The organism is Streptomyces sp. NPDC020422 (assembly GCF_044386705.1).
Taxonomy (GTDB): Bacteria; Actinomycetota; Actinomycetes; order Streptomycetales; family Streptomycetaceae; genus Streptomyces.
Genome location: NZ_JBIRVJ010000005.1, coordinates 1 through 22,619, shown reverse-complemented (window position 1 = coordinate 22,619; position 22,619 = coordinate 1). Strand labels below are relative to the sequence as shown.

Annotated in this window: 23 protein-coding genes; 15 read left to right on the top strand and 8 right to left on the bottom strand. The window is 71.3% G+C overall.

Annotated elements, in window-relative coordinates; translation table 11 throughout:
* The first annotated feature begins 39 nt into the window (after nt 1-39).
* From pstS to pstB, 4 genes are all read left to right on the top strand, one after another.
* Nucleotides 40-1,179, top strand: coding sequence for a phosphate ABC transporter substrate-binding protein PstS (gene pstS / locus ACH414_RS14170; protein ID WP_382533269.1), 1,140 nt, complete (start codon nt 40-42; stop codon nt 1,177-1,179).
* A 114-nt stretch (nt 1,180-1,293) separates the two neighbouring features.
* Nucleotides 1,294-2,277, top strand: coding sequence for a phosphate ABC transporter permease subunit PstC (gene pstC / locus ACH414_RS14165; protein WP_382533271.1), 984 nt, complete (start codon nt 1,294-1,296; stop codon nt 2,275-2,277).
* Nucleotides 2,274-3,344, top strand: a complete 1,071-nt coding sequence (gene pstA / locus ACH414_RS14160) for a phosphate ABC transporter permease PstA (protein WP_382533272.1) — start codon at nt 2,274-2,276, stop codon at nt 3,342-3,344. The genes pstC and pstA overlap by 4 nt, the downstream gene beginning before the upstream one ends.
* Nucleotides 3,345-3,366: 22 nt before the next feature.
* Nucleotides 3,367-4,143 carry a phosphate ABC transporter ATP-binding protein PstB gene (pstB, locus tag ACH414_RS14155; protein WP_382533274.1) on the top strand — a complete coding sequence of 259 codons (777 nt, stop codon included), beginning with the start codon at nt 3,367-3,369 and terminating at the stop codon, nt 4,141-4,143.
* 370 nt (nt 4,144-4,513) lie between these two features.
* Here the strand turns inward: pstB and ACH414_RS14150 are convergent, their stop codons facing one another.
* Together ACH414_RS14150 and ACH414_RS14145 are read right to left on the bottom strand one after the other, a co-directional pair.
* Complete coding sequence (locus ACH414_RS14150; protein ID WP_382533276.1) at nt 4,514-5,512, bottom strand: anion permease; 999 nt, start codon at nt 5,510-5,512, stop codon at nt 4,514-4,516.
* Nucleotides 5,513-5,517: 5 nt separating this feature from the next.
* Nucleotides 5,518-6,138, bottom strand: a complete 621-nt coding sequence (locus ACH414_RS14145; protein WP_351656523.1) for a DUF47 family protein — start codon at nt 6,136-6,138, stop codon at nt 5,518-5,520.
* A 193-nt stretch (nt 6,139-6,331) separates the two neighbouring features.
* Here ACH414_RS14145 and ACH414_RS14140 point away from each other — a divergent pair, with 193 nt between their 5' ends.
* Nucleotides 6,332-6,703, top strand: a complete 372-nt coding sequence (locus tag ACH414_RS14140) for a metal-sensitive transcriptional regulator (RefSeq protein WP_386565652.1) — start codon at nt 6,332-6,334, stop codon at nt 6,701-6,703.
* 8 nt (nt 6,704-6,711) lie between these two features.
* On the opposite strand, the gene ACH414_RS14135 is transcribed toward ACH414_RS14140, so the two are convergent.
* The 4 genes from ACH414_RS14135 to ACH414_RS14120 all read right to left on the bottom strand — a co-directional run bounded on the left by ACH414_RS14135 (nt 6,712) and on the right by ACH414_RS14120 (nt 10,119).
* Entirely contained in the window at nt 6,712-6,885 is a 174-nt protein-coding gene (locus ACH414_RS14135; RefSeq protein WP_382533279.1) for a hypothetical protein, read from the bottom strand.
* 143 nt (nt 6,886-7,028) lie between these two features.
* Nucleotides 7,029-7,847, bottom strand: coding sequence for a hypothetical protein (locus ACH414_RS14130; protein ID WP_382533281.1), 819 nt, complete (start codon nt 7,845-7,847; stop codon nt 7,029-7,031).
* A gap of 351 nt (nt 7,848-8,198) precedes the next feature.
* Nucleotides 8,199-8,909: a phosphatase PAP2 family protein gene (locus ACH414_RS14125; protein WP_398941958.1), complete on the bottom strand. Its 711-nt coding sequence runs from the start codon at nt 8,907-8,909 to the stop codon at nt 8,199-8,201.
* Nucleotides 8,910-9,093: 184 nt separating this feature from the next.
* Nucleotides 9,094-10,119 carry an NlpC/P60 family protein gene (locus tag ACH414_RS14120; protein ID WP_382533362.1) on the bottom strand — a complete coding sequence of 342 codons (1,026 nt, stop codon included), beginning with the start codon at nt 10,117-10,119 and terminating at the stop codon, nt 9,094-9,096.
* Nucleotides 10,120-10,464: 345 nt separating this feature from the next.
* On the opposite strand from ACH414_RS14120, the gene ACH414_RS14115 reads away from it, so the two are divergent.
* The 6 genes from ACH414_RS14115 to ACH414_RS14090 all read left to right on the top strand — a co-directional run bounded on the left by ACH414_RS14115 (nt 10,465) and on the right by ACH414_RS14090 (nt 17,551).
* Complete coding sequence (locus ACH414_RS14115) at nt 10,465-10,773, top strand: hypothetical protein (RefSeq protein WP_046908545.1); 309 nt, start codon at nt 10,465-10,467, stop codon at nt 10,771-10,773.
* Between the two features lie 115 nt (nt 10,774-10,888).
* Entirely contained in the window at nt 10,889-11,686 is a 798-nt protein-coding gene (locus ACH414_RS14110; RefSeq protein WP_398941957.1) for a hypothetical protein, read from the top strand.
* A complete protein-coding gene (locus tag ACH414_RS14105) occupies nt 11,676-13,022 on the top strand; it encodes a hypothetical protein (RefSeq protein ID WP_398941955.1) in 1,347 nt (448 codons plus the stop codon). Before ACH414_RS14110 ends, ACH414_RS14105 begins: the two co-directional genes overlap by 11 nt.
* Nucleotides 13,019-14,572, top strand: coding sequence for an SCO6880 family protein (locus ACH414_RS14100; protein ID WP_382533288.1), 1,554 nt, complete (start codon nt 13,019-13,021; stop codon nt 14,570-14,572). The genes ACH414_RS14105 and ACH414_RS14100 overlap by 4 nt, the downstream gene beginning before the upstream one ends.
* Before the next feature lie 20 nt (nt 14,573-14,592).
* The gene (locus ACH414_RS14095) at nt 14,593-15,984 is read left to right on the top strand and encodes an ATP-binding protein (protein ID WP_382533290.1); all 1,392 of its coding nucleotides are present in this window, start codon (nt 14,593-14,595) and stop codon (nt 15,982-15,984) included.
* A 7-nt stretch (nt 15,985-15,991) separates the two neighbouring features.
* Nucleotides 15,992-17,551, top strand: coding sequence for a type VI secretion protein (locus ACH414_RS14090; RefSeq protein WP_398941952.1), 1,560 nt, complete (start codon nt 15,992-15,994; stop codon nt 17,549-17,551).
* A 49-nt stretch (nt 17,552-17,600) separates the two neighbouring features.
* Here the strand turns inward: ACH414_RS14090 and ACH414_RS14085 are convergent, their stop codons facing one another.
* Nucleotides 17,601-18,158 (bottom strand): GNAT family N-acetyltransferase, encoded by a 558-nt coding sequence (locus tag ACH414_RS14085; protein WP_398941951.1) that lies wholly within the window; start codon nt 18,156-18,158, stop codon nt 17,601-17,603.
* Nucleotides 18,159-18,460: 302 nt separating this feature from the next.
* Here ACH414_RS14085 and ACH414_RS14080 point away from each other — a divergent pair, with 302 nt between their 5' ends.
* The 4 genes from ACH414_RS14080 to ACH414_RS14065 are packed head-to-tail and all read left to right on the top strand — an operon-like array spanning nt 18,461 to nt 21,963.
* Nucleotides 18,461-19,366: an ATP-binding cassette domain-containing protein gene (locus ACH414_RS14080; RefSeq protein WP_398941950.1), complete on the top strand. Its 906-nt coding sequence runs from the start codon at nt 18,461-18,463 to the stop codon at nt 19,364-19,366.
* Complete coding sequence (locus ACH414_RS14075; RefSeq protein ID WP_398941948.1) at nt 19,363-20,121, top strand: ABC transporter permease; 759 nt, start codon at nt 19,363-19,365, stop codon at nt 20,119-20,121. The genes ACH414_RS14080 and ACH414_RS14075 overlap by 4 nt, the downstream gene beginning before the upstream one ends.
* A 10-nt stretch (nt 20,122-20,131) precedes the next feature.
* Nucleotides 20,132-21,295 carry a sensor histidine kinase gene (locus ACH414_RS14070; protein WP_398941946.1) on the top strand — a complete coding sequence of 388 codons (1,164 nt, stop codon included), beginning with the start codon at nt 20,132-20,134 and terminating at the stop codon, nt 21,293-21,295.
* Nucleotides 21,292-21,963, top strand: coding sequence for a response regulator (locus ACH414_RS14065; RefSeq protein WP_382533301.1), 672 nt, complete (start codon nt 21,292-21,294; stop codon nt 21,961-21,963). Before ACH414_RS14070 ends, ACH414_RS14065 begins: the two co-directional genes overlap by 4 nt.
* A gap of 4 nt (nt 21,964-21,967) precedes the next feature.
* On the opposite strand, the gene ACH414_RS14060 is transcribed toward ACH414_RS14065, so the two are convergent.
* Complete coding sequence (locus ACH414_RS14060) at nt 21,968-22,501, bottom strand: DUF6584 family protein (protein WP_382533303.1); 534 nt, start codon at nt 22,499-22,501, stop codon at nt 21,968-21,970.
* Between the last annotated feature and the right edge of the window lie 118 nt (nt 22,502-22,619).

Sequence of the window (22,619 nt, the reverse complement as noted above, 5' to 3'; positions counted from 1 at the left end):
AGGTCCACGGCAGGCGGCTTCTGGAAGGAACACCCGAAAGTGAAGCTTTCGCGTAAGAACGGGCTTCGCGCCTCCGCGATCGGTGCCCTCGTCGTGTCCGGCGCGCTCGTCCTCTCGGCGTGTGGTTCGGACAACAACAGCGACGCGCCCACCAAGGACGGTGGCAAGACCTCCGCCGCCGCGTCGAACATCAAGTGCGACGGCGCCAAGGGCCAGCTCCTCGCCGCCGGCTCCAGCGCGCAGAAGAACGCGATGGACCTGTGGGTCAAGAACTTCCAGGCCGCGTGCTCGGGCGTCGAGGTCAACTACCAGGCCATCGGCTCGGGTGGTGGCATCACCAAGTTCAACCAGGGCCAGGTCACCTTCGCCGGCTCCGACTCCGCCCTCAAGGACGAAGAGGTCGCCGAGTCGCAGAAGATCTGCAAGGGCGGCAAGGGCGTCAACCTGCCGATGGTCGGCGGCCCCATCGCCATCGGCTACAAGCTGGACGGCGTGGACAACCTCGTCCTGGACGCCCCCACCCTGGCCAAGATCTTCGACACGAAGATCACCAAGTGGAACGACCCGGCGATCGCCAAGCTGAACCCGGGCGCCAAGCTCCCCGACTCCACCATCCAGGCCTTCCACCGCTCGGACGAGTCGGGCACCACCCAGAACCTGGGCAAGTACCTCTCGGCCACCGCGAAGGCCGACTGGAAGTACGACCCGAAGACCAAGTCGTGGCCCGCCCCGGGCGGCCAGGCCGCCAACGGCTCCTCCGGCGTCGCCACCGCGGTCAAGGACGCCGAGGGCTCCATCGGCTACTTCGAGCTCTCCTACGCGACCGCCAACAAGATCTCCACGGTCTCCATCAACACCGGCGCCTCCGCCCCGGTCGCGGCCACCACGGAGAACGCCTCCAAGGCCATCGCCGCCGCCAAGATCAAGGGCACCGGCTCCGACCTGGCCCTCTCCCTCGACTACACGACCAAGGCCGAGGGCGCCTACCCGCTCACCCTGGTCACCTACGAGATCGCCTGCGACAAGGGCAACAAGGCGGACACCCTGCCGACCCTGAAGGCGTTCCTCACCTACACCGCCGGCGAGGAGGGCCAGAAGGTCCTCTCCGACGCCGGCTACGCCCCGCTTCCGGCCGAGATCGCGGCCAAGGTCCGCGAGATCGTCCCCACCCTGTCCTGACCCCCGGCCGGGCCCGGCCCCTCACCTCCCGTGGAGGGGCCGGCCCCGGCATCCGGTGCACCGCCGCCAGGAGCCCGTACGCCCCCGTACGAGCCCCGCAGACCGGAGAAGCAGATGGCTACGACAACACCCGACACACCCGACATACGCAGGAACCGCCGCGCCAAGAGCGCGGGCCGCGCCGGGGACCGCGTCTTCAGCGGTCTGTCCCGCGGTTCCGGCATCACCCTCCTCGTGATCATGGCCGCCATCGCGGTCTTCCTCACGTACCGCGCCGTCCTCGCGATCTCCCAGGACAGCACCAACTTCTTCACGACCTTCGAGTGGAACCCGGCCGCCAACCCGCCGGTCTTCGGCATCGCGGTCCTCGCCTTCGGAACGGTCGTCTCCTCGGTCATCGCCATGGGCATCGCCGTGCCGGTCGCCATCGGCATCGCGCTGTTCATCTCGCACTACGCCCCGCGCAGGCTGGCCAAGCCGCTCGCGTACGTGGTCGACCTGCTCGCCGCCGTGCCCAGCATCATCTACGGCCTGTGGGGCGCGATCTTCCTCGTCCCGTACCTGGACGGCCTCAACAAGTGGCTCGACCAGTACATGGGCTGGACGTACGTCTTCGACAAGTCCAGCGACGGCGTCGCCCGCAACCTCTTCACCGTCGGCATCCTGCTGGCGATCATGATCCTCCCGATCATCACCAACGTGACCCGCGAGGTCTTCCTCCAGGTCCCGAAGATGCACGAGGAGGCCGCGCTCGCCCTCGGCGCCACGCGCTGGGAGGTCATCCGCATGTCGGTGCTGCCCTTCGGCCGCTCCGGCATCATCTCCGCCTCCATGCTCGGGCTGGGCCGCGCACTCGGTGAGACGATGGCCGTAGCCGTCGTCCTCTCCCCCAGCTTCGTCATCTCGGGTCATCTGCTCGACCCGGGCGGCGGCACCTTCGCCCAGAACATCGCCGCGAAGTTCAACGAGGCCAACGAGTTCGGCCGGGACGCCCTGATCGCCTCGGGTCTCGTCCTCTTCGCCATCACCCTGCTGGTCAACGGCGCCGCCCGCATGATCATCGCGCGCCGCAAGGAGTACTCGGGGGCGAACGCATGAGCCACGCCGTCCAGGAGCGTCCGATAACCATGACCCCGCGCCGCTCCCTCTCGCACGCCCGGCTCCCGCGCTGGACGCCCGCCGCCGTCGCCGTCGGCTCGATCGCCGCCGGCTGCGGCATCGGCCTCGCCGCCGGCTGGCACAGCAAGGTCCAGTGGGGCCTGATCGCCGCCCTGCTCTTCGTGATCGCCACGTACGCGATCACCACCAAGGTCGAGGGCTCGCGCCAGGCCAAGGACCGCGTCGCCACCAGCCTCGTCTGGGTCTGCTTCGTCCTCGCCGTGGTCCCGCTGCTCTCCCTCGCCTGGGTCACCATCAGCAAGGGCCTGGAAGTCCTCGACCCGTACTTCCTCACCCACTCGATGAACGGCGTCCTCGACGCCGAGGCCGGCGGCGGCGTCTACCACGCGCTGCTCGGCACCATCGAGCAGGTCGCCATCGCGACCCTGATCGCCGCGCCCATCGGCCTGCTGACGGCGGTCTACCTCGTCGAGTACGGCGGCGGACGGCTCGCCCAGGCCGTCACCTTCTTCGTCGACGTCATGACGGGCATCCCGTCGATCGTCGCGGGCCTGTTCATCCTCGCCACCTGGAACCTGATGCTGGGCTTCGGCCCCTCCGGTTTCGCCGGCGCGATGGCCCTCGCGATCCTGATGATGCCGGTCGTGGTCCGCTCCACCGAGGAGATGCTGAAGCTCGTCCCCAACGAGCTGCGCGAGGCCTCCCTGGCCCTCGGCGTCCCCAAGTGGCGCACCATCCTGAAGGTGGTCCTGCCCACCGCGATCGGCGGCATCACCACGGGCGTCATGCTCGCGGTCGCCCGCATCACCGGTGAGACGGCCCCCGTGCTCCTCCTCGTGTTCGGTACGAAGCTCATCAACCCGAACCCCTTCGAAGGCGCCCAGTCCTCGCTGCCGCTGTACGTGTACGAGCAGTACGCGGTCGGCACGGACGCCGCCGTGGCCCGCGCCTGGGCCGCCGCGCTCGTCCTGATCGCCTTCGTCATGATCCTCAACCTGGTGGCCCGCGGCATCGCCCGCTGGAAGGCCCCGAAGACCGGCCGCTGAGCCGAACGGAAGTGAACTAGTTATGGCCAAGCGAATCGACGTCAGCGGCCTCTCCGCCTACTACGGCAACCACAAGGCGATCGACGACATCTCCATGACCGTCGAGCCCCGCTCCGTGACCGCCTTCATCGGCCCGTCCGGCTGCGGAAAGTCCACCTTCCTGCGCACCCTGAACCGCATGCACGAGGTCACCCCCGGCGGCCGCGTCGAGGGCAAGGTGCTGCTGGACGACGAGAACCTGTACGGCGCGGGCGTCGACCCGGTCGCGGTGCGCCGCACGGTCGGCATGGTCTTCCAGCGCCCCAACCCCTTCCCCACCATGTCGATCTTCGACAACGTGGCGGCGGGCCTGCGGCTCAACGGCAGCTACAAGAAGTCCGAGCTGTCCGACATCGTCGAGCGCTCCCTCAAGGGCGCCAACCTCTGGAACGAGGTCAAGGACCGCCTCAACAAGCCGGGCTCCGGCCTCTCCGGCGGACAGCAGCAGCGCCTGTGCATCGCCCGCGCCATCGCGGTCGAGCCCGACGTGCTGCTGATGGACGAGCCCTGCTCGGCCCTCGACCCGATCTCGACCCTGGCGATCGAGGACCTCATCGGCGAGCTGAAGGAGCGCTTCACGATCGTCATCGTGACGCACAACATGCAGCAGGCCGCCCGCGTCTCGGACCGCACCGCCTTCTTCAACCTGGCGGCCGTCGGCCAGCCGGGCAAGCTCATCGAGCTGGACGACACCGAGCGCATCTTCTCCAACCCGAGCGTCCAGGCGACCGAGGACTACATCTCCGGCCGCTTCGGATAAACACGTCGTACGGCGCTGCATGGCGGTGCCGCCGTATGACGCACAAGGGCCCGGCTCCCCCACAGGGGAGCCGGGCCCAACCACATGCCCCGGCCGGAGCCGAGCGGCACCGCGCCTCAGCCGAAGACGAGCTGCACCACGAAGTAACTCGCAGCCGCCACGATGGCCGCCGCCGGCACGGCGATACTGCATCACCCGGGGGATAACCCCCGGACCCCCAGCAGAGCCGGGCGGGCACCGCGCCTCAGCCGAAGACGAGCTGCACCACGAAGTAGCTCGCAGCCGCCACGATCGCCGCCGCCGGCACGGCGATACTGCATCACCCGGGGATAACCCCCGGACCCCCAGCAGAGCCGGGCAGCACCGCGCCTCAGCCGAAGACGAGCTGCACCACGAAGTAACTCGCAGCCGCCACGATCGCCGCCGCCGGCATGGTGATGAACCAGCCGAGCACGATGTTCTTGGCGACGCCCCAGCGGACCGCGTTCACGCGCTTGGTGGCGCCCACGCCCATGATCGCCGAGGTGATGACATGGGTCGTCGAGATCGGCGCGCCGAACATCAGGCCCGCGCCGAACATGATCGAGGCGCCGGTCGTCTCGGCCGCGAAGCCCTGCGGCGGGTCCAGCTCGATGATCTTGCGGCCGAGGGTCCGCATGATCCGCCAGCCGCCCGCGTACGTGCCGAGCGAGAGCATCACGGCGCAGACGATCTTCACCCAGACCGGGATCGGGTCGTCGGCCCCCTGGACGTCGGCGATGACCAGCGCCATCACGACGATGCCCATCGTCTTCTGCGCGTCCTGCAGACCGTGGCCGAGCGCCATGCCCGCCGCCGAGACGGTCTGGGCGATCCGGAAGCCGCGCTTGGCCTTGTGCGGGTTGGCCTTGCGGAAGAGCCACAGGATCACGCACATGACCAGGTAACCGGCGATCAGACCGACCACCGGCGAGACGAACATCGGGATGACGACCTTGTCGAGCACGCCCGACCAGATGACCTCCGTGCCGCCCGCGAGCGCCGCGCCCACCATGCCGCCGAACAGGGCGTGCGAGGAGGACGAGGGAAGCCCGAAGTACCAGGTGACCAGGTTCCAGACGATCGCGCCGAGCAGCGCGGCGAAGAGGATGCCCATCCCCTTGTCGCCGGTGGGCGTCGCGATGAGGCCCTTGCTGACGGTGTGCGCGACACCCTGGCCGAGGAAGGCACCGGCGAGGTTCATCACCGCGGCCATCGCCAGCGCCGCCCGGGGCGTCAGCGCCCGGGTGGACACCGAGGTGGCGATGGCGTTGGCGGAGTCGTGGAAGCCGTTCGTATACGTGAAGCCGAGCGCGACACCGATGGTCACGATCAGAGCGAAGGTGTCCACGAAGCTCAGGACTCCTTGACCGCGATGGTCTCCACCGTGTTGGCGACGTGCTCGAAGGCGTCGGCGGCCTCTTCCAGAACGTCCACGACCTGCTTGAGCTTCAGCACCTCGATGGCGTCGTACTTGCCGTTGAAGAGGTGCGCGAGGAGCTTGCGGTGGATCTGGTCGGCCTGGTTCTCGAGCCGGTTGACCTCGATCCAGTACTCCGTGAGGTTGGCCATGGTCCGCAGGTTCGGCATGGCCTCGGCGGTGAGCTCGGCGGCCCGGGCCAGCACCTCGATCTGCTGCTCGACGCCCTTGGGCAGTTCCTCGATGTTGTAGAGGACGACCAGGTCGACGGCCTCCTCCATGAAGTCCATGATGTCGTCGAGGGAGGAGGCGAGGGAGTAGATGTCCTCGCGGTCGAACGGGGTGATGAACGAGGAGTTCAGCTGGTGGAAGATGGCGTGGGTCGCGTCGTCGCCGGCGTGCTCCGCTGCCCGCATCCGTTCCGCGATCTCGGCCCGGGCGGAGGCGTCCGCTCCGAGCAGTTCCATCAGGAGCTTGGCGCCCGTGACGATGTTGTCCGCGGACGCGGCGAACATGTCATAGAAGCTCGTCTCCCTGGGGGTCAGACGAAATCGCACGTGGGGTCCTCGGGGTGCTGGGTTTCGGTCAGGCTGATGCTAGGCGCATCATCCGGCCACGGCTAACCGGCGTCCCTTCAGTGTCGCCCATCAGGCACAGTGATCTGCACGGGCCCCCGCCCGGTTCGGCGGGGATCGGTACCATATACCCACGAGGGGTATACACACCCTTTATGGACAACGGGAGGACGTCATGACGACCACCGAGGCGGACCAGCTCACCCCCACGGCCGCCGCCGACCCCTCGGTCGCGGCCGCCGCCGGCACCGACCACGACCACGGGGTGCACGGCTACCACAAGCAGAAGGACGAGCACCTCAAGCGGCTGCGCCGGATCGAGGGCCAGATCCGCGGTCTCCAGCGGATGGTCGACGAGGACGTCTACTGCATCGACATCCTCACCCAGGTCTCGGCCTCCACGAAGGCCCTGCAGTCCTTCGCGCTCCAGCTCCTCGAAGAGCACCTGCGGCACTGCGTGGCGGACGCGGCGACCAAGGGCGGCGACGAGATCGAGGCCAAGGTCGAGGAGGCCACCAAGGCCATCGCCCGCATGATGCGCACCTGAGCGGCCGACTAGTGCGGCCGTCCGGCGCCGACCCGGAGCACCTCGTCGATGCGGTCGGCGCTCAGCCGCTCCTCGACGGTCGCCGAGGCCGCGATGATCAGCTCACCGCACAGTTCGATCTCGGCCAGGGCGATGCGCTCGGGGTCGCTGAGCGCGGTCGCCGTGGGGGGCGGCGGAGCCATGCGCGTTCACCTCTTCCTGCCGGAGTCGCTCTCCCAGCGTAGGGAGCGGCCTACGGACCGCACATGACACGTCCGGACCATTTGACGATGGCCACGGCGGGAGCACGGCTCGGGACGCCGTGCGGGCCCGGGCAGGGGGCCGCTCAGACCTTGATCTTCCCGGCGTAGATGTCCTTGTGGTCCGGCAGCGTCACCGTCACCCGCGCACCGAACCCGTACAGCAGCGTGGTCGAGGCGACGGCGACCGTACGGCCCTGGTTGCTGAAGCTGAACTGGTGGCGGACCTTGCGCAGCCGCCCCTCCCGGTCCAGATACGCGTCGAAGGGGACGGTGTCGGTGGTGAACCCTTTCGCCGCCGCCGCCAGCGCGCCGCGCACCTGGGGGGAGGCCCGCCGGGCGGCCTCGCCGATGTCGGCGACGCCGCGGTAGTGGCGCACCTTCACCCCGGCGAGGTCGACCTCGCCCACGTACACCGCCGTGCGCACCCCGCGCAGCAGCTCGGCGGCGGCAGCCGGGTCGGTGGCGCCGCCGGTGACCAGATTGCCGTCGTCGAGGGCCGTGGTGTCGACCCGCACCCACTTGTCGGCGGGGACGCCGGCGCCCCGGTTCTTCATGTAGAGCGCGCCGGGCGCGAGCAGCTCGGTGATGGGCCGGTGCTCGCTCTCCCCCGCGGCGTCCTTGGGGAGGATCACCCGGAGCGTGCCGGTGCGGCGGCGGAAGTCGTAGCCGCCCTCGCCGCGGATGGTGACCCGGGTGCCTCCGGAGGCCATCTCCATGGAAGTGCTCGCCCGGGCCGAGCCGGCCCGGGTCAGTCCCTCGGCCGCGCCCCGTACCGTCTGGGCCGGGTCGCCACCCGGCTCGGGGTCGTCACCGGGGGCCGCGCACCCGCCTGCGGCCACCGTCCCGAGCAGCGCCGCGGCGACGGCCCACGCCCCGCCCGAGCGTCCGTTCCGCACCACCATCGCCCGCCAACCCCCAACGCCGTGCCGCTTGTCCGTCCGGATCCCACCCGACCGGATAACGACGGTCGAGGCGGCCCGTCACGCGCAGTACCGTGGTTGTCGTGCATCACACGGAGACCACGGAACGCGGGTCGTTCGCGATCGCCAGGTGCAGCTGCGGCTGGCGGGGCCCGGCCCGCAGATCACGCGATCGGGCCCGTGCGGACGCGGCGGAGCACTTGGCGTCCGCCGGAGCCTGAAGGCCCTCCGGCAGGCGGTTTGCCGGCGATTGCGGGCCCCCTCCGGGCCGCTCCGGGCCGCGCAAGCCGCACCGGAAGACGGCTCCAGGCGGCTGGAGGCGGCCCGGGCGCTCTAGGCCGCGAGGTCGTTCTCGCCCGAGCCGAGCCTGGGCTCCGGCATACCGACGGTTTCGGCCATCGGACGCCGCTCGGCGGCACGCCGGGAGCGGACCAGGACGGCGCCGCGCGGGGAGCGGGCGACGGCGGAGGCGACCGGGGTGAGCAGGGCGAGCGCGGGCGGGGCGAGCAGCAGGGCGACGGCGGTGCCGAGCGCGAGGCCGCCGACCACGTCGGTCGGGTAGTGCACGCCCATGTAGACGCGGCAGAAGCCCTCGAAGAGCGCGAGGCCGATGGCGGCGAGTCCGAACCTGCGGTGGGCGACGAAGATCCCGACGGCGAGGGCCATCGCCAGCGTGGCGTGGTCGCTGACGAAGGAGAAGTCGGTCTTGCCGGCGACGAGGACCTCGAGCCCCTGGTGGTCCTTGAACGGCCGCGGCCGCTCGACGAACCCGCGGATCGGGATGTTGACCAGCAGCGCGACACCGGCCGCGAGCGGGGCCCAGATCAGCGCGGCGAGGCCGGAGACCGCGTCGGCGAGACTTCCGCGCCGGCGGATGCTCCACCAGCAGCCGAGCCCGACGAGCACGAGGCCGAGCATGACGCCGTACTCGCCCACGAACTCCATGACGCGGTCGAACCACGGCGGGGCGGCCTTCGCCATCCCGTTGATGTCGTAGAGCAGGCTGACATCGGGGTTCGAGCCGTCCGATGCGAGTCCAGCCATCTGCTGCGGCCCCTTGCTTGTGTCGGTGTCCAACCCCCGTGGTCAGAGTGGTCGGATCGATGAACGATCCACCCGAAGGCAGCGTTCCGCTCTCCGCCCAAGATCACGAGGACGTTATCGAAAGGTGACGGGTCGTCGCAGCCGGAAAACGCGTCCCGGCGCACACTTCCGGCCAGCCGCTCCCCTACTGCGGCAGTCCGGTCGGCAGCGCCGCCGCCCCGTCCGCCGTCACCCGGGTCGCCCCGAAGTAGTCGGGCGTGTCGATCCGGTCGAAACGGATCACCGCCCCGGTGCGCGGGGCGTCGATCATGTAGCCGCCGCCGACGTAGATGCCGACGTGCCTGATGGCCCGCGAGTTGGTCAGGTCGTCGGAGAAGAAGACCAGGTCCCCCGGCAGCAGCTCGTCACGTCCCGGATGCGGCCCCGCGTTGTACTGGTCGTTGGCCACGCGCGGCAGCTCGATCCCGACGGACTGGTACGCGGCCTGGGTGAGCCCCGAGCAGTCGAACCGGCCATTCTGCGCCGCCGTGCCCGTACCGCCCCACAGATACGGCGTGCCGAGCTTCTGCTGCGCGTAGTAGATCGCGCCGGCCGCCTGCCGGGAGGGGTCGACCCGGCCCACCGGCCGGGCGAAGCTCTTCTCCAGCGAGCGGATGATCCGCACGTAGTTCTGCGTCTCGCTGATCCGGGGCACCCCACCGGATCTGATGACCCGGTAGGCGCCGGCGTTGTAGGCGGCGAGCATGTTGTTCGCCGGGTCGCCGGGCACGTCCTTCACGTACCGGGCGAGCTCGCAGTCGTACGAGGCGGCCGACGGGATCGCGTCCGCGGGGTCCCAGATGTCCCGGTCGCCGTCCCCGTCCCCGTCGATGCCGTGCCCCGCCCAGGTCCCCGGGATGAACTGGGCGATGCCGCGGGCGTTCGCGGGCGAGACGATGGTCGGGTTCCAGCCACTTTCCTGGTAGAGCTGGGCGGCCAGCAGCGCGGGGTTGATGGCCGGACAGAGGTTGCCCCACTTCTGCACGAGCCCCTGGTACGCGGCGGGCACGGCCCCCTTGGCGAGCGCGACGGTCCCGTTCCTGCCGTTCCCCGCACCGCCGATGAGCCCTGCGGCGGCGGAGTACGTCCCGACGACGACCAGGACGACGAAGCTGAGGCAGACCCCGAACACCCCGCCGGTCACCAGCCACGCCCTGCGCGCCTTACGCACCGTCAACCACCCCTCGGCTCCTGGCAGTACGCCCCGCCGCGCCAGTCTAGGCGCGGCCCCCCGCTTCCACCCCGGCAACGGCTCCGACGCCGCCCCAAAGGTGCCACAACGACAATCATTGCCCGGAGTCACCCTCCGTGATACACAGAGTGACCATACGCGTCTTCGCATACAAACCGGCAGCACCGTCGCAGGTCAAGACGGTCAGATCGGTCAAGTGTGCGGTGATCGGGTAAAGAGAGCCGTCAAGCCGTCACACGCGGGCGGTTTCATCAGCGAAGATAGGTCGACGACCCATGCTGTCCGGCAGGGGCGACGAACTACCCAACAGGGGCGGTGAGTTACATGTACCTGGCGGCCGAGAAGGGCGACATCACCACCATCATCGGTGGAATCGCCCCGAACTGGGGGCCTTTCGGGAGCCTGGGCGCCGAGGCCAAGGTGATGATCGAGGTCGTGATGGCCGTGGCCATCCTGCTCTGTCTCGGCATCGCCATCTGGGGAGCCGCCAAGCAGCGCATCGGCGCGACCGCCCTGCGCGACACGTTCAGCGCCGAACAGGGCAAGGGCCTGATCGTGGCCGGTCTCACCGGCGTCTTCATCATCGGGTCTCTGGGGACGCTCTTCACCATCGTGTACGGGATGGCCGTCTAACCCGTTTCTCACCACCGAGGTCGCGTTCCCTGATGTCCAGTCATTACGCCGCGTCCGCGCGGCAGCCAGCCCGGACTTTGTCGTACCCGCGAACGGCCGAAGGGGCGTACCCCGCATGAGCCTCGGCGACGAACACGACGGCCAGACCCGCACCCGCCTCCCCGAGACCGGCACCCCCCGCCCACCCGCCCGCAGCTCCCGCTCCATGGTCGCGGTCGTGGGCGTCGTGGTCCTCCTGATCGCCGCCATCGCCCTGGCCAACCGCGGCGACTCCCAGGACCCGGACACCAAGTCCGGCACCCCCGACCCCTCCGCCCACTCCGCCGCCCCCACCTCCCCCACCGGCACCCGCCCGGTCACGGGCCGCAACGGCGACATCCCCGCGGGCTTCGCGAGAGACGAACAGGGGGCCCAGAGCGCGGCGGCGAACTACGCGGTGGCGCTGGGCTCGGTGGACATGTTCCAGCGCGGGCCGCGCGAGAGCATCGTGCGCGGCACCCACGACCCCGCCGTCGCGGACGCCCTGGTGCGCAACCTCGACGCCTCCTACTCGGCCTCGTTCCTGACCACCCTGGGCCTGGACGCCCGAGGCACCGCGCCGGCCGGGCTGACGTTCGTGTCCCGCACCATCCCGGTCGGCACCAAGGTCAGGGACTTCACGGGCGACACCGCCACCGTGGAGGTCTGGTCCACCGGACTCGTGGGGCTCGCCGGCGAGGGCTCGACCAAACCGGTCACGTCCACCTGGTTCACCCTCACCGAGAAGCTCAGGTGGGTCGGCGACGACTGGAAGATCGTCTCCTCGGAACAGACCGAGGGCCCCACCCCCGTCAACGGCGACAACCGCGCGTCCCTCGCGGACGACATCGCCAAGGCAGTCGAGGGATACGGAGGCTTCACCTATGCCCGCTAGCCGAGGCTTGACCCTGCGCGCGCTGGGCGCGGGCGTGGCCGCCGTCCCCGCCGCCCTCGTCCTGCTCGGCGCACGGGCGTACGCGGCCCCGACGCCGACCCCGACGCCCCCCGGCGCGACCCCGTCACCGAGCGCCTCCAACAACCCGTGCGCGCTGATCGTGGGGCAGGCCCGCGAGCTGTGCGAAAAGGGCCAGTCCCCCGGCGGCGGCACCAACTCCCCCGCCGTCACCGACCCCACGTCCGCCCTGGACCCCCTCAGCTCCCTCGCCAAGGGGTGCGCCAGCGCCGCCGCCTGGGTCGTCGAAACCCTCTCCGCCGCCGTCAAGCAGACCGCCGAAGTCGACTTCACCAACATGCAGTTCCTCGGCCGCTACGCCATCGTCTTCGCGGCCGCCACCTTCCTCACCCTCCTCCTCTGGCTGCTCGCCGTCGCCAAGCGCGCCATCCGCGGCGTCCCGCTGACCACCGCCCTCTCCGAGGCGATCGGCTTCCTCTGGCTGACCGTCCTCGCCTCCGCCTTCACCCCGCTCATCCTCTACACCGTCGTCAACGCCACCGACGCCATCACCGAGGTCATCGCCTCCGGCACCGGCCAGCAGACCGACGTCTTCTTCGGCAGCTTCAAGCAGGCCCTGGAGAAGGGCGACAGCATCGGCGGCGGGCCGATCATGCTGATCATCGTGTCCCTCGTGACCGTCCTCGCCGCCGGCGTGCTCTACCTCGAACTCGTCCTGCGCGCCGTCCTGCTCTACGTCGGCGCCCTCCTCGGCGTCGTCGTCTACGCCGGGCTCGTCGACAAGAACATGTGGGGCCACGTCCGCCGCTGGGCCGGCATCATGATCGCGGTGATCCTGGTCAAGCCGGTCATCGTCATCGTCCTCGGACTCGCCGGCGCCCTCTCCTCCGGCACCGGCCCCGACTCCTTCTCCGCGGTCGTCTCCGGCCTCGCGATCATCCTGCTCGCGATCTTCGCCTCCGCCATGATCTACCGCTTCGTCCCCGGCTTCGGCGACGAGATCGTCGCCTCCCGCAACAACCGCCTCCACCGCGCCGGCGAGAACGCGGCGGCCGCCGTCATCTCCTCCCCCGCCTCCCTCGTCTCCCAGGGCATCAAGACCCACAGCACCCGCGACGCCGGCGGCGGCCAGTCCGGCGGCGCCCCCCGCCCCGCCAACCCGCTCTCCGGCGGCGTCGCCGCCCACAGCAGCCGCGGCACCTCCTCATCCGGTTCCGCCACGCCGCCGCCCCCGCCCCGCAGCGGCAGCCCCACCGCGGGAACCCCGCACACCAGCCGTAGCAGCAACAGCAAGAACTCAGGAGGTGGAGGGCGTTGACGACCCAGTCCCAGCCGGTCTCGCCCCGCCGCACGTATCTCATCGGCCGCGCCCGGCCGAACGCGATCGTCGGCAAGAACCGCGAGACCGGCGAGATCGCGCTGATCATCGCCGGTGCCTTCCTCGGCATGATGAGCGGACTGATCGTCCCCGTCCTGTCCCTGCGCATCGCCCTGCTCACGGGCTTCCCGATGCTCGCCCTCGCCGCGGTCTACGTCCCGTACAAGCACCGCACCTTCTACAAGTGGTTCGAGATCAACCGCAGCTACAAGCGCATGCTCAAGCGCGGCACCGCCTACCGCTCCGGCAGCATCGAGGCCGGCACCCGCCTCGACGGCCGCGAGGTCGAGGTCGGCCCGCCCCCCGGCATCGGCCGCATCAACTGGCTCTCCGCCCCCTTCGGCCCCGACGAGATCGCCGTCCTGCTGCACGCCGACCGCCGCACCGTCACCGCCGCCATCGAGATCGAGGGCCCCGGCGTCGGCCTGCGCGACTCCGAGGACCAGGAAGCCCTCGTCGACCGCTTCGGCACCCTCCTCAAGCACGTCGCCAACGGCGACGGCTTCGTCACCCGCCTGCAGATGCTGGCCCGCACCCTCCCCGCCGACCCCGACGCCCACGCCAAGGACGTCGCCCAGCGCGGCGACCACCAGGCCCCCGCCTGGCTCCAGGAGTCGTACGACCAGCTGCAGTCCATGGTCTCCACCTCCAGCGAGCAGCACCGCGCCTACCTCGTGGCCTGCATGCACTACACCCGCGAACTCGCCGCCGAGGCCAACGCCATGGCCCGCGCCGCCCGCCACGCCTCCGGCGCCCGCAAGCTCGACCGCGACGCCGGCCTCGCCGTCGTCATGGCCCGCGAGCTCACCGACATCTGCGCCCGCCTCGCCGAGGCCGACATCCGCGTCCGCCAGCCCCTCGGCCAGTCCCGCCTCGCGTCCCTCGTGCACTCCATGTACGACCCGGACCACCCGATCGACCACATCCAGGCCATGACGAAACGAAACGCTTGGCCGGCCGAACTCGACGCCATGGAGGCCACCTACCTCCAGGCCAAGACCCGCGAGTCCGCCACCCGCGCCCCCTGGTGCCACGCCACCGCCTGGGTCAAGGAGTGGCCGATGACCCCCGTGGGCGTCAACTTCCTCGCCCCGCTCCTCGTCCACACCCCCGACGTCATCCGCACGGTCGCCGTCACCATGGACCTGGAGCCCACCGAGGTCGCCATCGAGCGCATGCTCACCGAGAAGACCAACGACGAGGCGGAGGCCTCCCGCCAGGCCAAGATGAACCGCACCGTCGACCCGCGCGACATCGCCGCCCACGGCCGGCTCGACCAGCGGGGTGAAGATCTCGCCAGCGGCGCTGCGGGAGTCAACCTCGTCGGGTACATCACCGTATCGTCGCGCTCCCCCGAGGCCCTGGCCCGGGACAAGCGCACGATCAGGGCCTCCGCCGGCAAGTCGTACCTGAAGCTGGAGTGGTGCGACCGCGAGCACCACCGGGCCTTTGTGAACACCTTGCCGTTCGCGACCGGCATCCGCCGCTAGGGCCGAAGGGGCACAGACCGATGCGAGATCCGCTGTCCGTCCTCACCGAAGCCTTCACCTCCTTCCTCTTCGGCAAGGTCGAGACGACCCGCCTGCCCGTGCGCACCTCCACGGGCCAGGCCCAGGCCGTCTACCTGCCGACCGCGGCCCCCGGCCTCGGCGACTCCGGCGTGATCATCGGCCGCGAGGTCTACAGCGGCAAGGGGTACATCTACGACCCCTTCCAGCTGTACGGCCAGCAGCTCCCCGCCCCGCACTGGCTGGTCCTCGGCGAGTCCGGCAACGGGAAGTCGGCCCTGGAGAAGACCTACGTCCTGCGCCAGCTCCGCTTCCGCGACCGCCAGGTCGTCGTCCTCGACGCCCAGGGCGAGGACGGCGTCGGCGAATGGAACCTCATCGCCCAGGAGCTGGGGATAACCCCCATCCGCCTGGACCCGATGGTCGCCAACGACGACGGCATCCGCCTCAACCCCCTGGACCCCTCGATCACCACGACGGGCCAGCTCGCGCTGCTCCGCACCATCATCGAGGTGGCGATGGGCCACGGCCTCGACGAGCGCAGCGGCTTCGCGCTCAAGGTGGCCCACGCCTACGTCAACGAGCACATCACCGACCGCCAGCCGATCCTCACCGACATCGTCGAGCAGCTCCGCCACCCCGAGGCGGAGTCCGCCGAGGCGATGAACGTCGACATAGACGATGTACGGGCCTGGGGCCTGGACGTCGCCCTCGTCCTCGACCGCCTGGTCGACGGCGACCTGCGCGGCATGTTCGACGGCCCCACCACGGTCGGCATCGACCTCGACGCCCCCCTCATCGTCTTCGACCTCTCCCACATCGACCGCAACTCCATCGCCATGCCGATCCTCATGGCGATCGTCGGCGTGTGGCTGGAACACACCTGGATCCGCCCCGACCGGAAGAAGCGCATCTTCCTCGTCGAGGAGGCCTGGCACATCATCAACAGCCCGTTCGTGGCGCAGCTGTTCCAGCGCCTGCTCAAGTTCGGCCGGCGCCTCGGCCTGTCCTTCGTGGCCGTGGTCCACCACCTCTCCGACGTCGTCGACGGAGCGGCGGCGAAGGAGGCGGCCGCGATCCTCAAGATGGCCTCCACGCGCACCATCTACGCCCAGAAGGCCGACGAGGCCCGCAACACCGGCCGCGTCCTCGGCCTGCCCCGCTGGGCGGTGGAGATCATCCCGACCCTCACCCCCGGCATCGCCGTCTGGGACGTCAACGGCAACGTCCAGGTCGTCAAACACCTCATCACCGAGAAGGAACGCCCGCTCGTCTACACCGACCGCGCCATGACCGAGTCGTCCGCGACCGACGCGGAACTGGAGTGGGAGACCGAGCAGCGCGCCATCCTCATCGAGCAGCAGATGAACGACCCGCAGTCGACGGTGGCGTGAGCGTGGAATGAGCGTGGAAAAGGAAAGGCGGCAGGGCGGCGGCATCCCGGACGGCCTGGTGGTCGGGCTCCTGGCCCTCCTCCTCGGCCTCGCCGTCCTGGTCTGGACGGCGACCGGCCTGTCCGCCCTCCTCGCCCACGGCGCCTGGCCGCCGGGCGTCACTTTCACCCGCACCCCCCAGGCCCTGCGCGCCCTGATGACGGCCCCCACCGACCTCGCCGCCGCCTGGCCCGGGACCCCGCCGACGGCCCTCCCGGGCTACGGCCTGTTCTGGGGCCTGACCATCGGCGAGGCGATGGTCCTCGCCGTCCTGACCGTCTTCACGGTGGGCACCCTCGCCCGCTGGAAGACGGTCCGCACCAACCGCCGGGCGGGGGCGTACGACAAGCGGACGCCACAGCCACGGCAGGCGCGGCGGACGACGCGGTCACAGCAGGCACAGCAGGCGCAGCAGGCACGGACGCTGCCCGCCCCGGCCCACGAGCCGGACCAGCTCCGGGTTCCGGAGCCCCCAGCCCCAGCCCCCGTCCCCGCCGTACGCGACGCGGCCACGCCCGAAACGGAGACGGCCCTCCCGTCCCCCGCGGCAGTCCCGAGCCCGGCCCTGACCCCGGCCCCGAACCCGGCCCCGATCCCCCCGCCCACCCCCCGAGTCGTCTACGCCCCCGCCCCCGGCCGCCGCCCCACCGCCGCCGCGGCCGTACGGGACGCCGAGGGCGCCGTCCTGGTCGTCACCTCCGACCCCGCCCTGTGGTCCGAGACCAAGGACGCCCGCGGCAAGCTCGGCCCGGTCCTCGTCTACGACCCCGGCCACCTCTGCGACACCCCCGCCCGGCTCCACTGGAGCCCGACCGAGGGCTGCGAGGACCCCGCGGTCGCCCAGGAACGCGCGGCCGCCCTCCTCGCCCCCGTACGCCCCCAGTCCCGTCTGGACGCGGCCCTGGCCGACACGGCGGAAACGCTCCTGCGCTGCTGGCTGCACGCCGCCGCCGTCGACGGGCGCCCCTTCAAGCAGGTCCACCGCTGGTCCCAGGGCGCCGACGCCCACACCCCCGTCCAGATCCTGCGCACCAACCCCAAGGCGGCCTCCGGTCAGGCCGGCCTCCTCGAATCGGCGCTCACCGCACACCCCGAACGCCGCCGCGCCGCGCAGGAACTGACGGCCCGATCCCTTTCGGCGCTCTCCTCGATCCACATCAGAGAGGCCTGCACCCCGAATCGAACGGACTCGCTCACGCTCGCATCATTCGTCGACGAACAGGGCACCCTCTACGTGGTGGGTGAACCCATCGAGGACCCGCGCACCCACCCGGGCGCGATGCCCCTGCTCACCGCCCTCGCCGCAAGCGTGGTCGAGCACGGCCGCCGCATGGCCGCACGGTCATCCGACGGTCGGCTCGACCCACCAATGACCCTGGTCCTCGACGACGTGGCCGCCGTCGCCCCGCTCCCCCGCCTGCCCGAACTGCTCGCCGACGGCGCCGCCCAGGGCCTGCCGACCCTCGCCCTGATGCGCTCCCGGGAACAGGCACGAGCCCGCTGGCCCGAACCCCTCCCGACCGCCTGAACCGGCCCTGGCTCCCCGGGAAGACCCGTACGGGCGCCGCCAACGCCCCTCAGGGGCGCGGGAGCTCGTACTCCAGCTCGCGCTTCCCGCTGTCCCCCGGCATCGGCACCGTCGTCCCCGTCGCCACGAAACCGAACCGGCGGTAGAAGGCTGCGGCCCGCGCATTGTCCTCGTGGACGTACAGCCGCACCCGCGCGATCGCCGGCTCCGGCAGCGTCCAGGACCACTCCACCGCCGCCCGGAACAACGCGTCGATCACACCGGCCCCACGCGCCTCGGGCCGCACGTACACCCCCACGAGGTGCGTCTGGTCGACCTTCGCCGCCTCACCGAACCGCACCTCGTCCGTCGGCCGCTCCACCAGGACCGTCACCGTCCCGGCCCAGCGCCCGTCCGCCGTCTCGGCCACGAACTGCCGCACCACCCCCGGCCCGCTGTCCGAACCACCCCGCGCGCGGTCCTGCCAGAACGAGTCGGGCCGGCCGAGGGCGTCCTCGTACGTCTCGAGGAAGGCGATGGCGGCCACCGGGTCCCGCAGGGCGGCGAGCCGCAGCTCACGGACCTGCTCCCACTCGTCGGCGCGGATCACACGTATCGAATAGTCCATGCCGAAGATCCTCGCGACCGGGCCCCGCCGCTGACAAGGCTTTTTGTCCAAGGCCACACCGCCCCGGCGCCGCACCCACCCCGATGCCGCACCCACCCCGGCGCAGACCCTCCCCGATGCCGCACCCACCCCGGCGCAGACCCTCCCCGATGCCGCACCCACCCCGGCGCAGACCCTCCCCGATGCCGCACCCTTCCCCACGTCGTATCCGCCCCCGCGTCGTACCGGGGTACGACACCGCCCCCCGCACCCCCACCCCCGGTCCGACGCCCCGCCGGCCCCCGCTCCCTACCGTCGAGGACATGATCCGAGCGGAAGAACTCACCAAGCGCTACGGCACCCGCACAGTCGTCGAGGACCTCTCCTTCACCGTCCGCCCCGGCACCGTCACCGGCTTCCTCGGACCCAACGGCGCCGGAAAGTCCACCACCCTGCGCATGCTCCTCGGTCTCGACGCCCCCACCCGCGGCCGCGCCACCATCGCCGGCCGCCCCTACGCCGAACACCCCGCGCCGCTCACCCAGGCCGGCGCCCTCCTCGAAGCCCGCTCCCTCCACCCGGGCCGCTCGGCCCGCCACCACCTCACGGCCCTCGCCCTCACCCACGGCATCCCGCGCTCCCGCGTCACCCACGTCCTCGGCCTCACCGGTCTCACCGAGGTCGCCGACCGCCCGGTGAAGGGCTTCTCCCTCGGCATGGGCCAGCGCCTCGGCATCGCCGCCGCCCTCCTCGGCGACCCGGCCGCCGTCATCCTCGACGAACCCGTCAACGGCCTCGACCCCGAGGGCGTCCGCTGGATCCGCACCCTCCTCAGGTCCCTCGCCGCCGAAGGCCGCACCGTCCTGGTCTCCTCCCACCTGATGAGCGAGATGGCCCTGACCGCCGACCACCTGATCATCATCGGCAAGGGCCGGCTCCTCGCCGACACCACCGTCGCCGAACTCGTCCAGCAGGCCGGCGGCACCACCGTCAAGGTCGTCACCCCCGACGCCGACCGCCTGCGCGGCCTCCTCCCCGGCGCCGCCCGCATCACCACCGAAGGCCCCGACACCCTCCACGTCACCGGCCTCGACGCCCCCGACATCGGCCGCGCCGCCGCCACCCACGGCGTACCGCTGCACGAACTCACCCCGCAGAGCGCCTCCCTGGAGCAGGCGTTCATGGACCTCACCCACGACTCCGTCGAATACCAGGGAGCAGCCGCGTGATCACCCCCGCCCGCGTCGTCCGTTCGGAATGGCACAAGCTGTGGACGGTCCGCTCCACCTGGGCGACCCTCCTCACCGCCGTCGCCCTCGTCCTCGGCGTCGGCATCCTGATGGGCGCCACCTACACCTCCGGCGGCGGAGACTCCGACGTCGACACCGTCCTGCTCACCCTCTACGGCTCGCAGCTCGCCGCCGTCGCCCTCGCCGTCCTCGGCATCCTCCTCACCGCGGGCGAGTACGCCACCGGCCTGATCCGCGCCACGCTCACCGCCGTCCCGCGCCGGCTGCCCGTCCTGTGGGCGAAGGCGGCGGTCTTCACCACGACCGTCTTCACCGTCTCCCTCACCACCGCCGTGGCGACCTTCGCACTCGCCCAGGTCTTCCTCGGCGACACCGACCAGGCGGCCTCCCTCACCGACGACGGCGTCCTCGCCGCCCTCGCCGGAAACGCCGCCGGCGTCACCCTCCTCGGCCTCGTCGCCCTCGGCCTGGGCGCGGCGCTGCGCTCGGTACCGGGCGCGCTGGGCGCGTTCATCGGCGGCGTGATGATCCTCCCGGAGGTCATCGGGATGCTCCCGTACGCGTGGGTCGACACCGCCGTCCGCTACTTCCCCACCCAGGCGGCCGGCGCCCTCGGCACCGCCACCCCGCTCCCCGGCGCGGCGACACCCGGCGCCGCGCTCCTCGCCCTGCTGCTGTGGGCGGGCGCCGCACTCGCCGTGCCCGCACTGTCGCTGCGCCGCCGCGACGTATGAGGATGGCCCGGTGACCACGGACCTGAGCGGCGCCCTGCACCGCCTGACGTCCCGGGTACGGGCCTTCGACACGGCCCGGCCCAGGGCCTGGGACTCGACGCTGACCCTGTTCTGGACCTTCGCCGCGCTGGTGGACGCGTCGGGCGGCTGGCGCAACACCGCCGCCGACCCGACCCTCCCGGCCTGGCTCGTGGCCGCCACGACCCTGGCCCTGGCCGTCCCCCTCTACTGGCGCCGCAGCAACCCCCTGGCCGCCCTCACCGTGATGGCCGCCGCGGCCCTGGTCAGCGCGGCCTCGGGAGCGTTCCTCCAGGCCGCCTACCTCCAGGCCCTCCCGCTGTTCCACCTCGCGCTGGGCCGCCCGGCCGGCACCCTGCTCCGCGCCGCCGCCCTGCTCGTGCCCCCGCTGGTCGTGGGCGCGGTCCGCTTCCCCCGCGGCTCCTGGGACCAGCACATCGTCCCCACCCTCCTGGCATACGCCCTGGTCGCCCTGCTGGGCATCACCGTCCGCTCCCGGAGGGACGAACGCGAGCGGGCGGTCCGCCTCGCGGCGACGGCGGAACGCGCCCGGATCGCCCGGGAGATGCACGACATCATCGGCCACAACCTCGCGGTCATCACGGGTCTGGCCGACGGCGGCCGGTACGCGGCCGCCAAGAACCCCGCGCGCGCCGCCCAGGCCCTCGACGCCATCGGCACCACGAGCCGCACGGCCCTGTCCGACCTGCGCCGCCTCCTGGGCGTCCTCCGCGAGGAGTCCGATCCCGCGGTACGCGACCCCCAGCCGACCCTGGCGGACCTGGAGCCCCTGATCGCAGGAGTACGCGAAGCAGGCCTCCCGGTCCACACCGAACTGGCTCCCGCGGCCCACGCCCTCTCCACGGGCGCCCAGCTGACGGTCTACCGCGTCGTACAGGAGGCCCTGACGAACACGCTGAAGCACGCGGGCGAGGAAGCGACGGCGACGGTCACGCTGTCGGTCACGGAAGACGCGGTGGTGACCACGGTGACGGACACGGGCACCGTCCCGGCCACCCCCGGCCAGGGCCAGGGCCTGACCGGAATGCGCGAGCGCGCGGCCCTCTACGACGGCACACTCGAATGCGGCCCGCCGCCGAACGGCGGCGGCTGGCGCGTACGACTCCGCATCCCCCGGGAGGACTCCCCCTCGTGACGACCGTTCTCATCGCGGACGACCAGGCCATGCAGCGCTTCGGCTTCCGCATGCTCCTGGAGAGCCAGGACGACATGACCGTCGTCGACGAGGCCGCCAACGGCTCCGAGGCCGTCCGCCTCGTGGACCGGCACCACCCCGACGTGGTCCTGATGGACATCCGCATGCCGGGCCTGGACGGCATCGAGGCCACCCGCCGCATCATCGCCGCCGGGGCCCGCACCCGCGTCCTGATCGTGACCACCTTCGACCAGGACGAGTACGCGTACGAGGGCCTGCGCGCCGGCGCGAGCGGCTTCCTGGTGAAGGACGCCCAGCCCGAGGAACTCCTCGCCGGGATCCGCGCGGTGGCGAGCGGCGACGCGGTCGTGGCCCCGTCCCTGACCCGCCGCCTCCTGGACGCCTACGTCCACCACCTGCCGAGCCCGAAGTCCGCACCCCGCCGGCCCGACGAGGACTCTCGCCTTTCGACCCTGACCGCCCGCGAACGCGAGATCTTGACGGTCATCGCCCAGGGCTGGACGAACACGGAGATCGCGGCCCGCCTGCACCTGGCCGAATCCACCGTGAAGACCCACGTGACCCGCGTCCTGGCCAAGACGAACTCCCGCGACCGCGTCCAGGCGGTGATCCTGGCCTACGACACGGGCCTGGTGAAGCCGTCCTGATCCGCTACCCCTCGAAAAGGGCGAAGACCCCGACCACCCACACCGCGAGGAACGCGAGACCCGCCACCCCGCACCCGAGCCCCGCCAACACCCCTCCGACCGTCCACGGTTCGACGGGCGGTCCTTCGTACGGCGGCTCCAGACCGTCCCGGTAGGACTCGGGATCGTCCCAGTCCACCGGGTGCCCCAGCTCCTCGGCACAGGCGGCCCGCACCGCGGCCAGCTGCCCCTCGGCGAACGCACTGCCGGCCAAGCCCTCGGGCCCCCGCCAGCCCAGCGCCTTCATCCGCCACGCGGGAGACCCGTACTGCACCTCGAAAGCGGCGGTCTCCTGGGCGTCCCGGTCCTCTTCGAGGTACATCCAGCGACCGGCCTCGACGGAGTCGCCGTAGAGCCGGTAGACCTCGGCCAGCCGCCGTCGGACGGTCAGGTCGTACGGGAAGGACGACACCAGCCCGCGCAGACGCTGACGCGCGAGGGGGACCCGGCCGGCGGCAAGGTCCGCATCGACGCGGGCAAGGGTCTCTGTCAGAGGCATGACCACATCATGCAATGTCCCGCAAAAGCCTGTAAACGCAGAAAAGCCCCGCACCAGAGGTGCGGGGCTTTCCCACAATGATTGTTCGGCGGCGTCCTACTCTCCCACAGGGTCCCCC